Origin of the sequence: Faecalicatena contorta (genome assembly GCF_021531895.1) — a bacterium.
In the GTDB taxonomy this organism is placed as follows: Bacteria; Bacillota; Clostridia; order Lachnospirales; family Lachnospiraceae; genus JAFBIX01.
Genome location: NZ_JAFBIX010000008.1, coordinates 29,158 through 42,804, shown reverse-complemented (window position 1 = coordinate 42,804; position 13,647 = coordinate 29,158). Strand labels below are relative to the sequence as shown.

Below are 13,647 nucleotides of genomic sequence, written 5' to 3'. Positions count from 1 at the left end.
TATGTGCATGTCCTTTTTTCTGTTCTTTTTTACGTATAGAACAGCTTTGAGGAAGGAGACGAATATGAAGTATCAGGTACAGGAGAATTGTCTGACGGTGTTCCTGCCCCGAGAATTGGATCACCACAATGCCGAAGAGATCAGGAAGGAATCCGATCACTTAATTGAACACAATCATATCCGGTATGTCATCTTTGATTTTGCGGAGACGAATTTTATGGACAGTTCCGGAATCGGTGTGATCATGGGGCGTTATAAACGAATCTATATGCTGGGAGGAGAGGTGTGTGCAGTGCATGCCAATGAAAGAATGAAGAAGATATTGACGATGTCAGGAGTAACCAAAATTATGCAGATATATGAGGAGGATAAGTAGATGGAACATACCAATGAGATGCAGTTAATCTTTGACAGCCGCTCATCCAACGAATCATTTGCCAGAGTGGCAGTGGCGGCATTTATGACAGCGCTGAATCCGACGGTGGAAGAAGTATCCGATGTGAAGACGGCGGTCTCTGAGGCAGTGACCAATGCAATCATTCATGGATATGAAAATGAGGTACATAACATCTGTATCCGTTGCCGTACTGAGGATAAGACGCTTTATCTGGAGATATCGGATGAAGGAAAAGGAATTGAGGATGTGCAGCAGGCGATGGAGCCGATGTTCACAACAAAACCAGAGCTGGATCGTTCTGGAATGGGGTTCTCTTTTATGGAGGCCTTCATGGATCATCTGGAAGTCGTATCTGCTCCTGGGAAGGGGACGACGGTCAAGATGGAAAAAACAATTGGAAAAGGACGGAGATTATGGACCACACAATCGCTTTGATTCAGAGATCTCACGAAGGGGATGAAGAAGCAAGAGCACGATTAGTGGAGGAAAATGCAGGTCTTGTCTGGTGTATTGTGAAGCGGTTCTATAATCGGGGTGTCGAGGCAGAGGATCTCTTCCAGGTGGGGAATATCGGACTTTTAAAAGCAATTGATAAGTTTGATCTGACTTACGATGTTAAGTTCTCCACCTATGCGGTGCCAATGATCTCGGGGGAGATCAAACGATTCTTAAGGGATGACGGTATGATCAAGGTCAGTCGCTCTCTGAAGGAACTGGCGTACAAGGCATATATTTGTCAGGAAAAACTGCAGGAACAATGGGGGAGGGATCCGACGGTCACAGAGATTGCAGAGCAGCTTGGCGTGGAGAGAGAAGAACTTACCATGGCGCTGGATGCCAACAGCGATATTGAATCCCTGCACAAACCGATTTTCCAGAAAGAAGGGCAGGAGATCCGTCTAATGGACAAGCTGCCTGAAAAAGAAGGGAACGAAGACCGGATTCTGGATCACATGCTGTTACAACAGCTGCTGGCCTATCTGGACAAAGAAGAACGACAACTGATCTATCTGCGCTATTTTGCCAATCAGACGCAATCCCAGGTCGGAAAGACATTGGGAATCTCGCAGGTTCAGGTGTCGCGAATGGAAAAGAAAATATTGAAAAATCTGCGGGAACGAATATAACAGGCATACCATGTATATTTTTTTCTGAAATCATCCATACTAATCTGCAAAAAGAATGAAGAGGTGGATCGTATGGATGAGGCAAGGAAAAAGCTCAGGGTATGCCTGATCTGCGTTGTGGCAGTGGCAGTCATTGTTGGGTGCATCTATTATTTTGGAAGTGTAAGAGAACAGAATAATGTCAGTGAAGGGACGCTGGTCCGTCTGGAGGAAGAGATTGTGGAGGACGGAAGATAGAGATGGCGGGCAGTAATGAGACAGTATACATTAAGGCAGACCGGGATGTGGAGGTGAGCAACCCAGATGTTACGTTGGGAGATGTGCTGACCATGGAATGTTCGAATCCACATATTGTACCCAAACTAAACACTATAAAATTGCTAAAATTTCATCACACGGATAACAAGAATCAGAATCGGGTTGCAGTCTCTGTCTTAAAGGTGATTGAGTGTATCCACAAGGAATATCCCAATATCAATGTGGAGAATATGGGAGAGACTGATTTTATTGTTACCTATGAAGTGCAAAAAGATTCTGGAGGTATCTGGCATTATGCGAAGATTACGGCAGTGGTGATCATTAGCTTTATTGGGGCGGCATTTTCTATTATGGCATTTAACAATGATGTAGACACCACCAAGATGTTCGCACAGATCTACCAATTACTGACGGGTAAGACTTCTGATGGATTTACGATACTCGAGCTTACTTATTGTATCGGACTGATTATAGGAATATTGACGTTCTTCAATCATTTTGGGAAGAAAAAGTTTACCGTTGACCCAACACCTATGGAAGTAGAGATGCGACTATACGAAAACGATATTCAGACCACCCTGATTGAGAATTACTCCAGAAAGGAGAAAGAACTGGATGTGGGCAGCACAGATCATACTGGCCGTCATCGGTCTTAGCTCCGGGTTAGTGGTGGCAGGAGGACTCTTCTCATTTATCAGTGGTCTCGGCGTCATCTCTGACTTTGCCGACCGGACACACACCGGAGAACACATTCTTCTCTACGAGACCAGCGTAGCTCTTGGCGGAATCCTGGGGAATATCTTCTTCATATACCATATCGCCATCCCACATGGAGAATGGATGGTGCCAGTCTTCGGTCTGTTTGGCGGAATCTTCGTGGGGTGCTGGGCCATGGCATTGGCAGAAATCCTCAACGTATTCCCCATCTTTATCCGACGAGTCAGGCTGGTCAGAGGAATACAATACCTTATACTGGGGATGGCAATTGGCAAAGGAATCGGGGCGTTCGTATTCTTCGCAGAAAGATGGTAGGTGGGGACGGGGGTATTTTCATTTTCCCCCGTCCCAGATGAAAATATCCCTGTCCCTTTTTGGGTTTGCCCTGTCCCCATTTAAATAGATGAAAATATGATAGTGAAATGATATGGAGGTAAGTAATTGTGGACAAGAAAAAGCAGCAACAAGCATATGAAAATTATGTAAAGCAAAAGACGCCGGTGCACAATCTCCCTGCAAATATGGCAAAAGCATTTGTGGTAGGAGGTGTTATCTGTGTAATTGGACAGGCGATCTTAAATTATTGTGAGAAGATGGGACTTGGCAAGGATATCAGCGGTGGCTGGACTTCTATGATTCTGGTACTGCTCAGTGTGGTTTTGACGGGATTTAATATTTACCCAAGTATCGCAAAATGGGGTGGCGCCGGTGCTTTGGTTCCGATTACTGGATTCGCCAACTCAGTGGCAGCTCCGGCTATTGAGTATAAAAAAGAAGGACAGGTCATGGGAGTCGGCTGTAAAATATTTACCATTGCAGGACCAGTTATCTTGTATGGAATCTTTACAAGTTGGCTTTTGGGACTGGGATATTGGATATTGAAAATCAGTGGTATTGTATAGCCTGACTTGGAAAAATGGATAGATTGTCAATAAGAAAGTGAGAATAATGTATGGAAAAGGGATTACAAAGTATTGCATTTGAGCAGTCGCCGTTTCTTATTACCAGTGCATCTGTGGTAGGGAAGAAGGAAGGCGAAGGGCCTCTGGGAAATATGTTTGATCTGATAGAGACAGAGGATTTATTTGGAGAAGATAATTGGGAATCGGCAGAAAGTGCTATGCAGAAGGAGGCTTGTCTTTTGGCACTTGAAAAAGCACATTTGCTGCCAGAAGACATCCGGTATCTTTTCGGGGGAGATCTTTTGAGGCAGGGAGTAGCGACTTCGATGGGTGTGGAAGAATTGGAGATTCCAATGTTCGGACTTTTCGGAGCATGTTCGACTTCGGGAGAAGCACTGGCGTTGGCGTCTATGAGTGTGGCAGCAGGATATGGAGAATATATGATGGCAGTGACATCCAGCCACTTCGCCAGTGCAGAGAAGGAGTTCCGTTTCCCATTAGGATATGCAAGCCAAAGACCACTGTCCGCGCAATGGACTGTGACGGGAAGCGGTGCATTTATCGTAGGAAAAAGAAGAAGTCATGTCAGGATTACCGGAGTCACCATAGGAAAAATCATTGATTATGGGTTGAAAGATTCCCAGAATATGGGAGCGTGTATGGCACCGGCTGCCTGCGATACTATTATAAGAAATCTTGAAGATTTTGAGCGTACACCAGAAGATTACAGCCGTATCATAACCGGAGATCTCGGATACGTCGGCCAGAGTATTCTTTTCGATCTTATGCGGGGAAAAGGATATGATATTAAAGCCAATCATATGGACTGTGGCATGACAATCTTCAATCAACAGTTACAAGATACCCATGCAGGAGGAAGTGGATGTGGATGCGCTGCGACCACATTGTCCGCATATATTCTGCCCAAAATAGAAAAAGGCGAATGGAAAAGAGTATTATTTGTCCCGACTGGGGCACTAATGTCCACCGTCAGCTACAACGAAGGAGCCAGCGTCCCGGGGATTGCACATGGGATTGTACTCGAACATTGCTGATGGGGACACGGCAAATTGAAAAAGGGACACGGAGATTTTCATCTGGGACGGAGGAAAATGAAAAAACCCCCGTCCCCACTTTAGGAGGTTAACATGGATTATATAAATGCATTTTGGGTCGGCGGCTTGATATGTGCCGTCGTACAGATTTTATTAGACAGGACGAAGTTGATGCCGGGGCGTGTCATGGTGCTTTTGGTCTGTACCGGGGCGGTACTTGGAGCATTGCAGATCTACCAGCCTTTTCAGGAGTTTGCCGGAGCCGGAGCGAGCGTACCGCTTACCGGATTTGGCAATCTGTTATGGAAAGGTGTGAAGGAAGCAGTGGATCAGGAGGGATTTATCGGTATCTTTATGGGAGGTTTCAAAGCCAGTGCGGTGGGAATATCGGCGGCATTGATTTTCGGCTATTTGGCATCCTTGATTTTCGAACCGAAGATGAAGAAGTAAAAGGTCGAAAAAAGTAAAAGAATTGTTAAGAAAATCGAAAAATTTGTTGTTTTCTCTATTTATAGATGTTATTGTAAAAAAGGTGGGTTTAACACATGTGCATATATTAGTAGGAGGAAACCAATGAATTACTTAGACATTATCATACCATTTGTCGGTGGATTGGGAATGTTCATCTATGGTATGCAGATTATGGCTCAGGGCCTGGAAAATGCAGCAGGAAATAAGATGAAGACTTTGCTGGAGGTCCTGACCAAGAATAAATTGATGGGTGTTCTTCTGGGAGCGGCAATTACAGCTGTGATTCAGAGCTCATCCGCAACGACCGTCATGGTTGTCGGTTTTGTAAATGCCGGAATCATGAACCTGACACAGGCAATGGGCGTCATCATGGGTGCCAATGTCGGTACGACGGTAACCGGATGGCTGGTATCAGCAGTAGAATGGGCAAAGTTTTTAAGTCCGGCAAAACTGGCGCCAATCGCAGTGATACTTGGTGTTGTTATCATGCTGACAGGAAAGAGACGTTCCTCGAAGGAAATATCTAGTATCATTATCGGATTTGGTCTACTCTTTATCGGAATTACAACCATGTCTTCTGCGGTAGAGCCTTTGCAGGAATCAGAAGCATTCTGTGGAATACTGGTAACATTAGGAAATAATCCGATTATGGGAATCCTGACAGGTGCGTTGGTAACTGCGGTGATTCAGAGCTCCTCAGCTTCGGTCGGTATCCTGCAGAGCCTTGCAGCGGCAGGACTGGTTCCGTTCAGCGCAGCAGTCTACATCATCATGGGTCAGAATATTGGTACTTGTGTGACAGCAATCTTATCAAGTCTTGGAGCTAAGAAAAATGCGAAGACAGCTGCTTTGATGCATCTGTTGTTTAATATTATTGGATCTGTTATTTTTAGTGTTTTTGCAATTGTATTTTTCGAGATTATCAATCCGACGATGGGAGCAGGAATGATCAGTCAGACACAGATCAGTATGGTGCATACGGCATTCAATATTGGAACGACAGTGCTTCTCTTCCCAGTATCTGGCTGGATTATTACACTGGCGAAGAAGATTGGCCGTGTGGATGAAGATGGACAGGATCAGAGTGTTGTTCTTCTGGATGACCGTATCTTAGAGACTCCTGGAATCGCTTTGCAGTCAACGGTAAAAGAAGTTGCGCGTATGGCCAAGATTGTGGAAGAGTCTTTAGAAGTAGCAAAAGAGGTACTCTTTACACTAAAAGAAGAAGATATCCAATTTCTGAAGGAAGAAGAAGATACCGTAGATAAATTAAGTGCAGGCATCACAAATTACGCAATCAAGCTGAGTTCTTTGCAGATTAGCGAGAAGGAACATCAGGATGTCGCTCATCTGCTCCAGATGATTTCCGATATTGAGCGTATCAGTGACTACTGCGAAAATATTTCCGAATTTGCGGAGACCTTGTATGAGAAGAAAGTGTCCTTCTCTGAGGTGGGGACTGCACAGTTGAAAGAAATGCTGGATGTATGTGCGGATAGTTATAAATATGCATATGAAGCATTTACAGAAAGAAGCCGGGAGAAGGCTCTGAAAGTTATTGAAAAAGAGACGCAGGCAGATGATCTTGAGATTACGCTTAGAAGTAAGCACATCAAGCGTCTTGCGAATAACCAGTGCAACACAGAGGCAGGTGTTGTGTTCCTGGATGCTCTGGTATGTCTGGAACGTATTTCCGACCATGCACGAAATATCGCAGAAGAAGTGCTGGAACAGCAGGCATAGTAAGGGAAAGTATTTATAATAAATATAGCGGCGCAGGATAATCTGAGACATTTTCAGAGCTCCTGCGCCACTTTTATGCTTCAAGGACGATCTTCATTTTGTCCTTGTCAATCTGTTCCCAATGTGTCCGTTGTTCATCAAAACATTGATTGATCCAGACAATTGCTTCGTCTAATCCTTCCTGGGTAAATGCAAATTCTTTCCGTTCTTTCTGCTCATCGGGTGTAACCTCAAAGCTCCAGGGCTCCGGGTAGACCCAGGTGTTCAAAGTATCTTCAGAAGCTGACAGATAAAAACGCATTCCATGATAGGAACCTGAAAAAGGTTCTTTTTTTAATGCTTTTATATTTAATCCAATCGTTGAAATCATACAAGTCCCTCTTTTCATATTATGGATCTGTTGTCACAACATTAGTATACCAGCAAACATAGATTTTTCAATGGAAAAGTCTCCTTTTGCGATTTTAGGCAGAATATTCGGTACCCACGCGAAATAAGCTGTGGGAGATTTTGTTAGATACTTCATGCAAGATGGGCAGGTATTTGAGGAGATCGTCTGTGTCCTCCACTCCTATAAACCCGCTGAAGGAGATTGCAGCAATCACGGTTCCCTCACGGTCATAGACAGGAACGGCAATGCAGCTTCCGTTTTCTGTTGATTCTTTGTGATCAAAAGCATAACCTTGCGTGGCTGTCTGCCTTAATTCTTGCCAGAATCGTTCCGTGTCTGTGATGGTATCTTCGGTAAGCTTTGTCAGTTCGCAGGCGTTGATGATCCGTTCTGCGTAGTTGATTGGAAGAGAGGACAAAAGAATCTTTCCTCCTGCGCAGGCGTGGATTGGGAGATCAGTATGCATTGGCGGCACATAGTCTACAAATCGATTTGTACGGGATTGTTGGATGATTACGCAATGTTTGCCGTTTCGTACCATCAGATTCATTGCCTGTCCATATTGGTCGGTATAGTCTTGCATGATAAAAAGTGCAACATCCTGAAGAGCAAGATAGAGATTGTTCTTCTCTGTAATAAAGCTAAGTTTTTCACCACTGATATATCGGTCATCACTCAACTGAAATACCCATCCCGATTTTTCTAGGGTTTTTAAAATGCGGAAGGTTGTTGAAGGGTTCAAATCACACTTTTTGGCGATTTCATTTACACCAAAACGACTGTTAGGGGCCCTTAACAAATCCAAAACTTGTAATGCACGTTCTACCATTTTTATTGTTTCGTTATTTTTAGGGGTCTGTATGTTCATAAAGAACCTCCCTTCTGTACTGTATTGTGTTGTTTAGGTCAATATGAAAGAGTATGGAATATATATTTCGGTATATATAATATAATACATGTTGTGCAAATATGTCAAATATTTATCTATATAATAATTATTAATGTGCAATAGCGACAAAAATAAGAAAAACTTATTGTGTTTTCTGATATGTTGTGGTAAGTTGAACTAGGAACAAGTATTCCGAAAATAAAAATCCAACCCAAAAACAAAAATCAAAAAGAAAAGGAGAGATTATCATGCAGAAAGAAAAACTTAATGGAATTTACATCCCAGTCATCACACCGTTTAACAAGGATGAATCAATTAATTTCAGTGCCATCAAAGAACTGACCAAATTCTTGGCTGATAATGGTGTAACTGGTATCATTCCATCTGGAAGTACAGGAGAAATCACTGCTTTGACAACAGATGAACAGATCGCAATTAATAAAGCATACATAGAAGCTGCTCATGATAACAACATTAAAGTAATTGCATCTACAGGTGCTTACCGTACAACGGATGTTATCAAGATGTCTCAGGCAGCAGAATCAGATGGAGCAGACGGAATCATGGCTGTTACTCCTTGGTATATGGCTCCAAACGAGAAGGAATTAGTTGCTCACTACAAAGCAATCCATGATTCAATCAATATTCCTGTAATGTTATATCACAACCCATACTATTCTACATGCTTACTGAGTGATAAATTCATGGCTAAGCTGTACAACGAAGGATGCATCGATGCAGTAAAAGAGCGTCAGGCAGATGTATTCCGTCAGCAGAACCTTCGTCATCTGACCGATGATGGATTCGCTATCTTCTACGGATATGATGTATACTCTTGTCTTTTCAGATAAAAGTAAGAGTATGTCATTTAAGACAAGCACTTGTAATCCTGATAATCCAATGCGTAAGAACATGGAACATATTGTTGGAGAAGTAGGATTGGATTTCATACTGAATGTAGTCCTGAATAATAAGATGGAAGTTGCAGATGCATATGCAGGGCATTTTATCAAAGCACACAGAGAAGCCTGTGCAAGTGCAGCAAAATTACTGAAAACAGAATTGGTTCCAGATGCAGATATTTCAGTGCTTTCGGCGTTCCCGAAAGATACGGAGTATTCACAGATTGGAACATGTTTTGCAGTATTGGGGCATCATAAAGAAGCGTGTGTACGCAAGGATGGAACGATCGTTGCAATGACAGCAGCCAGCGAAGGTCCGGGATTTCACTCTTTGTTTGGCCCGGGAATGAGATTGTTCTCTCCGCATGATGATAATATTCCTCCGCAAGAGTTAAGAGGAATTCAGACAATGATCTATTCAGACGGAGTCTCTCGGATAGATATCCGCCAGTTTTATAAAGGAAAAGTGCCGGAAGTCTATCCAGACTGGGACACAATTTTAGAGCAGCTAATGGAAAAGTACAAAGGTAAAGATCCGGTTGTCGCAATCTATCCAATGGGAGCGATACAGATCGGTTATCTGGATGAAGAAAAAGAGGTTTGATTATGGATGGAAGATTTGATGTCGCCATTATCGGCGGTGGAGTAGTAGGAAATGCCGTTGCCAGAGAACTTTCACGATATCAGCTTAAGATTTGTGTGTTGGAGAAAGAATTAGATGTTTGCAACGGTGTCAGCGGACACAATACTGGTCTGCTGCATTCAGGAATTCTGCATAAACGAGGAACCTTACGTACGGAATGCTGTATGGAAGGAAATGCAGAATTTGAACAGGTAGCAAAAGAGTTGGATGTACCGTTCAAACGATGCGGGAAATTCATTGTTGGTTCTGGAGAAGAGGAACGGAAGCGTCTGATGGCTTTGTATGATCGTGGATTAGACAATGGAATTCCGGGAATTCGTATGTTGGATGAATCCGAATTGAAAGAGATGGAACCAAATGCGCAGGGAGAATTTGCTATTTTTGTACCTTCTGCCGGAATTCTCTGTCCGTTCTCCTATACGATTGCATTAGCAGAAAATGCAGCAATGAACGGAGTAAAACATTTCTTTGATCATGAGGTGACAGGTATCACAAAGAGTGCAGATGGTTACGAAATTGCAACAACACAAGAAACAGTTTCGGCGCGTTGGATCGTAAACTGTGCAGGACTTTATTCTTATAAGATTGCAGAGATGCTGGGATATGATTCTTATAAACCGAGCAGAGTAAAAGGAGAATATATTATTCTGGACAAACGTGTTGGTGATAAACTGTCCCGTCCAATCTATCCGACACCGAATGAAGCAGGTGCATTTGATGTTCATGTAACACCAACGATTGATGGAAATATTCTGGTAGGACCTACCATTGAGACGATTGGAAAAAATGTGAACTACGATGCAACACAGGGAATGATCCAGCATCTTGGCAAGATGGGCGCGGAATTGTTCCCATATGTAAGGAAAGAATATTACATCCGAAACTATGCAGGTGTATTCCCGACACTTGAGAATCCGGATTCTGATGAAGAACTGGATTTCCAGATTCAGACGAAGGAAGAAGTTCCTTGTACCGTCAATGTTGTTGGTATTACGTCACCTGGTCTTACAAGTGCTCTTCCGCTTGCAAGACGTGTCGTGGAAAAGATTAAGAATTCAGAAAAACTTACATCAAATCCTGATTTTAATCCTGTTCGAAAAGGAATTGTTCGTTTTGCAGAACAGAGTAAAGAGGTTCAGGATCAACTGATTAAAAAGAATCCTGATTATGGTGAGATCTTCTGTCGGTGTGAATGCGTTACAAAAGCCGAGATCAAGCAGGCAATTCATAATATTCTTGGAGTCAGCACAGTCAGTGGAATTAAGTATCGTACTCGTGCAACCATGGGACGCTGTCAGGGCGGATATTGTGAAACCAGAATCACGGCACAGATTCAGCAGGAATTGAATAAAGACAAGACAGAGATACTTTTAAATAAGAAGAATGCCTATATGTTCGTAGGGGAGGTGAGACCAGATGAAGAAGCATGATGTTGTAATTATCGGAGGTGGTCCTGCAGGACTTGCAGCAGCGGTGAAATTAAAACAGCAGGGAATTGATGATATCCTGATCATTGAAAGAGAAAAGCAATTAGGTGGAATTCTGCGTCAGTGTATTCATGATGGCTTTGGTCTGACACGTTTTGGTGAGACATTGAGCGGACCGGAATATTCACAGCGTTTTATTGATATGGTAGAGGAATTGGAGATCCCTTATATTACCAATGCTACAGTAATAGATCTGTCAGGAGATAAGATCGTGACGGCAGCTACTCAGGATGGTCTGCTTCAAGTCCAGGCCAAAGCAGTGATCTTAACGATGGGATGTCGGGAACGTACAAGAGGTGCGCTGGCAATTCCAGGCTCACGTCCATCTGGGATCTATAATGCAGGTGTTGCCCAGAGTTACATTAATCTGTTTAACACAATGGTTGGTAAAGAGGTCATTATTATGGGTTCCGGTGATATCGGAATGATCATGGCAAGACGTATGACTCTCGAAGGAGCGCACGTAAAAGCTGTGTTTGAAGTACTGCCATATCCAAGCGGTCTTCCGCGTAATATTGAGCAGTGCCTGAATGATTATGATATTCCGTTATATCTGAGTCATTCCGTAGTCAATATTAAAGGCGATACACGTATTGAGGGAGTGACCGTTGTACAGGTGGATGAGAACATGCGCCCAATCCCAGGAACGGAGAAAGACGTCTCCTGTGATACGCTGGTATTGTCGGTAGGCCTGATCCCGGAAAATGAATTGTCTATAGAAGCCGGAGTTCTTCTGGATAACAGGACCAAAGGTGCAGTTGTCGATGAAAATTATCAGACAGGTGTACCGGGAATCTTTGCGGCAGGAAATGTTCTTCATGTTCATGATCTGGTAGATTTTGTTTCTCAGGAAGCAGAACGTCTGGCAGATGGTGTTGCTGCATATCTGAAAGATGGGGAATTGCCGAAATGCGATATTACGGTAGAACCAGATGCTGCCATTGGTCATGTGATTCCACAGAAAGTCAGTGGACAGCAAGACTTTGGCTTGTCTATGCGTGTGCGCAAACCATTGAAAAAATGTTGTGTGACAGTGAAGCAGGGAGATGTGGAATTAAAGACAGTAAAACTTCCAAAGGCAAACCCTGCGGAAATGATTCAGTTTGTAGTTCCGGCAGAAAAAATAAAGGCTGACGAGAAAATAGAGGTGTCTGTATATGAAAGATGAGAAAAGAACCTTTACATGTATTATATGTCCAAATGGCTGTGTGATTGAGACTCAGAAAAAAGGAGAAGAGATCATTGTCTCCGGTAATCTATGTAAGATAATATGAAGTGACCTCACGTTTGTAGATACGTGGATTTACCTGTATACTTGAGTTTGAACAAGAACAAAGGTAACAGGGATTACCACATACAAAGGAGGCCACTTATATGAAAAGAATAATACGAATCGGGATGGATGTCCATAGTACAAATTACACTTTATGTGCAATGGAGCCAATTATTGGTGAGGATGACAGAATTTTTGCAACAATTGATGTAGCACCGAACTATAAAAACATTTTAATGTTTATTGAAAACCTGAAAATGAAATTAGGTATTGATAATCAGTATGACATTCAATGTGGATATGAAGCCGGATGTTTGGGATATTCTCTTTACAACCAGTTAATGGCGGCAAATGTAAAATGTGTGATTTTAGCGCCAACCACTATGTTAACACCACAGGGAACCCGTGTAAAAACGGATGCTAGAGATGCGAAGATGATTGCACAGTGTTTGTCTTACGGAGGATATCATGCGGTGTATGTTCCAACCGAAGAAGATGACTCTGTGAAAGAATATATTCGTATGAGAGATGATCATAAAACAGCACTAAAAAAGATAAAACAACAGATTAGTGCATTATGCTTACGACATGGACATCATTACGCCCAGAGCAAGTGGACAATCGCACATTGGAAGTGGTTGAAGCAACTGGAACTTTCTGCATTATATCGAGAAGTATTAGATGAATATATGACTTCTTATGAAGAACAGTGTGCAAAAATAGAAAGATTTGATCAGCGAATTGAAGAATTGGCATCACAGGAGAAATATGCAGAAAAGGTAAAAAAACTGGGATGTTTTTTAGGAATCCAAACACATACAGCTTTATCGCTGATTGTGGAAACCGGGGATTTCGCAAGGTTTGCAAAGGGAAATATCTATGCAGCTTATTTAGGTCTTGCACCAGGAGAAGATTCTAGCGGACCAAAGACAAATAGAACCAGTTTGTCTAAAGCGGGTAACAGTCATTTAAGACAGTTATTGGTGGAAGCGGCAGGTGGAATTTGTAAAGGAACGATAGGTCATAAATCAAAAGCATTGAAAGCAAGACAGAATGGTAATACGGCGGAAATAATTGCGTATGCAGATAAAGCGAATACGAGATTGAGAAGCCGATACTATAAATTGATAAGACATGGCAAAGCAAGAAATGTAGCTGTAGCAGCAATAGCAAGAGAATTGGCATGTTTTGTATGGGGAATGATGACGGATAATATCAGTGTGAAAACGGTATAAAGGTACATCATGTTCATCTGCCGGTCAAGAGTGTTGAGCACCGCTTCGCGGCAAGCTCTTGACAGCCATCTTCCCATGATGAGATGGGCAAACAAGCAGAAATAAGCAGTAAACTGCAGATTTCTGCTCTCAAAAAAGTAACTAGTAAACCTATTGA

17 protein-coding genes are annotated in these 13,647 nt (G+C 42.7%); 15 read left to right on the top strand and 2 right to left on the bottom strand.

Going from position 1 to position 13,647, the window contains the following annotated elements; translation table 11 throughout:
• Nucleotides 1-64 precede the first annotated feature (64 nt).
• The 10 genes from JQM81_RS04105 (at nt 65) to JQM81_RS04060 (ending at nt 6,670) form a co-directional block, all read left to right on the top strand.
• Complete coding sequence (locus JQM81_RS04105; RefSeq protein WP_235232273.1) at nt 65-376, top strand: STAS domain-containing protein; 312 nt, start codon at nt 65-67, stop codon at nt 374-376.
• Nucleotides 377-832 (top strand): anti-sigma F factor, encoded by a 456-nt coding sequence (gene spoIIAB, locus JQM81_RS04100; protein ID WP_235232272.1) that lies wholly within the window; start codon nt 377-379, stop codon nt 830-832. It begins immediately after the preceding gene.
• The gene (locus JQM81_RS04095; protein WP_235232271.1) at nt 811-1,524 is read left to right on the top strand and encodes a SigF/SigG family RNA polymerase sporulation sigma factor; all 714 of its coding nucleotides are present in this window, start codon (nt 811-813) and stop codon (nt 1,522-1,524) included. The genes spoIIAB and JQM81_RS04095 overlap by 22 nt, the downstream gene beginning before the upstream one ends.
• Before the next feature lie 72 nt (nt 1,525-1,596).
• Nucleotides 1,597-1,761, top strand: coding sequence for a hypothetical protein (locus JQM81_RS04090; RefSeq protein ID WP_235232270.1), 165 nt, complete (start codon nt 1,597-1,599; stop codon nt 1,759-1,761).
• Between the two features lie 2 nt (nt 1,762-1,763).
• Nucleotides 1,764-2,438, top strand: coding sequence for a stage V sporulation protein AA (locus tag JQM81_RS04085; protein WP_235232269.1), 675 nt, complete (start codon nt 1,764-1,766; stop codon nt 2,436-2,438).
• The gene (locus tag JQM81_RS04080; RefSeq protein ID WP_235232268.1) at nt 2,398-2,814 is read left to right on the top strand and encodes a stage V sporulation protein AB; all 417 of its coding nucleotides are present in this window, start codon (nt 2,398-2,400) and stop codon (nt 2,812-2,814) included. The genes JQM81_RS04085 and JQM81_RS04080 overlap by 41 nt, the downstream gene beginning before the upstream one ends.
• Before the next feature lie 128 nt (nt 2,815-2,942).
• Nucleotides 2,943-3,401 (top strand): SpoVA/SpoVAEb family sporulation membrane protein, encoded by a 459-nt coding sequence (locus tag JQM81_RS04075; RefSeq protein ID WP_235232267.1) that lies wholly within the window; start codon nt 2,943-2,945, stop codon nt 3,399-3,401.
• 50 nt (nt 3,402-3,451) lie between these two features.
• A complete protein-coding gene (locus JQM81_RS04070; RefSeq protein WP_235232266.1) occupies nt 3,452-4,456 on the top strand; it encodes a stage V sporulation protein AD in 1,005 nt (334 codons plus the stop codon).
• Nucleotides 4,457-4,549: 93 nt separating this feature from the next.
• Nucleotides 4,550-4,906: a stage V sporulation protein AE gene (spoVAE, locus tag JQM81_RS04065; RefSeq protein WP_235232265.1), complete on the top strand. Its 357-nt coding sequence runs from the start codon at nt 4,550-4,552 to the stop codon at nt 4,904-4,906.
• A 123-nt stretch (nt 4,907-5,029) separates the two neighbouring features.
• Nucleotides 5,030-6,670: a Na/Pi cotransporter family protein gene (locus JQM81_RS04060; protein ID WP_235232264.1), complete on the top strand. Its 1,641-nt coding sequence runs from the start codon at nt 5,030-5,032 to the stop codon at nt 6,668-6,670.
• A gap of 73 nt (nt 6,671-6,743) precedes the next feature.
• On the opposite strand, the gene JQM81_RS04055 is transcribed toward JQM81_RS04060, so the two are convergent.
• A complete protein-coding gene (locus JQM81_RS04055; protein WP_235232263.1) occupies nt 6,744-7,040 on the bottom strand; it encodes a GNAT family acetyltransferase in 297 nt (98 codons plus the stop codon).
• A 94-nt stretch (nt 7,041-7,134) separates the two neighbouring features.
• Entirely contained in the window at nt 7,135-7,929 is a 795-nt protein-coding gene (locus tag JQM81_RS04050; RefSeq protein ID WP_235232262.1) for an IclR family transcriptional regulator, read from the bottom strand.
• 269 nt (nt 7,930-8,198) lie between these two features.
• Here JQM81_RS04050 and JQM81_RS04045 point away from each other — a divergent pair, with 269 nt between their 5' ends.
• The 5 genes from JQM81_RS04045 (at nt 8,199) to JQM81_RS04025 (ending at nt 13,490) form a co-directional block, all read left to right on the top strand.
• On the top strand, nt 8,199-8,801 hold the full coding sequence (locus tag JQM81_RS04045; protein ID WP_235232261.1) for a dihydrodipicolinate synthase family protein: 603 nt from the start codon (nt 8,199-8,201) through the stop codon (nt 8,799-8,801).
• 10 nt (nt 8,802-8,811) lie between these two features.
• Nucleotides 8,812-9,456: a hypothetical protein gene (locus JQM81_RS04040; protein WP_235232260.1), complete on the top strand. Its 645-nt coding sequence runs from the start codon at nt 8,812-8,814 to the stop codon at nt 9,454-9,456.
• 2 nt (nt 9,457-9,458) lie between these two features.
• Entirely contained in the window at nt 9,459-10,925 is a 1,467-nt protein-coding gene (locus tag JQM81_RS04035) for an NAD(P)/FAD-dependent oxidoreductase (protein ID WP_235232259.1), read from the top strand.
• Nucleotides 10,912-12,150, top strand: a complete 1,239-nt coding sequence (locus JQM81_RS04030; RefSeq protein WP_235232258.1) for an NAD(P)/FAD-dependent oxidoreductase — start codon at nt 10,912-10,914, stop codon at nt 12,148-12,150. Before JQM81_RS04035 ends, JQM81_RS04030 begins: the two co-directional genes overlap by 14 nt.
• 206 nt (nt 12,151-12,356) lie before the next feature.
• Nucleotides 12,357-13,490 carry an IS110 family transposase gene (locus tag JQM81_RS04025; RefSeq protein WP_235232257.1) on the top strand — a complete coding sequence of 378 codons (1,134 nt, stop codon included), beginning with the start codon at nt 12,357-12,359 and terminating at the stop codon, nt 13,488-13,490.
• Nucleotides 13,491-13,647 lie beyond the last annotated feature (157 nt).

Bases quoted from the DNA above. Each gene is read 5' to 3' on its own strand.
- JQM81_RS04105 (WP_235232273.1), top strand. From the start codon at position 65: ATGAAGTATCAGGTACAGGAGAATTGTCTGACGGTGTTCCTGCCCCGA.
- spoIIAB (WP_235232272.1), top strand. From the start codon at position 377: ATGGAACATACCAATGAGATGCAGTTAATCTTTGACAGCCGCTCATCC.
- JQM81_RS04095 (WP_235232271.1), top strand. From the start codon at position 811: ATGGACCACACAATCGCTTTGATTCAGAGATCTCACGAAGGGGATGAA.
- JQM81_RS04090 (WP_235232270.1), top strand. From the start codon at position 1,597: ATGGATGAGGCAAGGAAAAAGCTCAGGGTATGCCTGATCTGCGTTGTG.
- JQM81_RS04085 (WP_235232269.1), top strand. From the start codon at position 1,764: ATGGCGGGCAGTAATGAGACAGTATACATTAAGGCAGACCGGGATGTG.
- JQM81_RS04080 (WP_235232268.1), top strand. From the start codon at position 2,398: ATGTGGGCAGCACAGATCATACTGGCCGTCATCGGTCTTAGCTCCGGG.
- JQM81_RS04070 (WP_235232266.1), top strand. From the start codon at position 3,452: ATGGAAAAGGGATTACAAAGTATTGCATTTGAGCAGTCGCCGTTTCTT.
- spoVAE (WP_235232265.1), top strand. From the start codon at position 4,550: ATGGATTATATAAATGCATTTTGGGTCGGCGGCTTGATATGTGCCGTC.
- JQM81_RS04060 (WP_235232264.1), top strand. From the start codon at position 5,030: ATGAATTACTTAGACATTATCATACCATTTGTCGGTGGATTGGGAATG.
- JQM81_RS04055 (WP_235232263.1), bottom strand. From the start codon at position 7,040: ATGATTTCAACGATTGGATTAAATATAAAAGCATTAAAAAAAGAACCT.
- JQM81_RS04050 (WP_235232262.1), bottom strand. From the start codon at position 7,929: ATGAACATACAGACCCCTAAAAATAACGAAACAATAAAAATGGTAGAA.
- JQM81_RS04045 (WP_235232261.1), top strand. From the start codon at position 8,199: ATGCAGAAAGAAAAACTTAATGGAATTTACATCCCAGTCATCACACCG.
- JQM81_RS04040 (WP_235232260.1), top strand. From the start codon at position 8,812: ATGTCATTTAAGACAAGCACTTGTAATCCTGATAATCCAATGCGTAAG.
- JQM81_RS04035 (WP_235232259.1), top strand. From the start codon at position 9,459: ATGGATGGAAGATTTGATGTCGCCATTATCGGCGGTGGAGTAGTAGGA.
- JQM81_RS04030 (WP_235232258.1), top strand. From the start codon at position 10,912: ATGAAGAAGCATGATGTTGTAATTATCGGAGGTGGTCCTGCAGGACTT.
- JQM81_RS04025 (WP_235232257.1), top strand. From the start codon at position 12,357: ATGAAAAGAATAATACGAATCGGGATGGATGTCCATAGTACAAATTAC.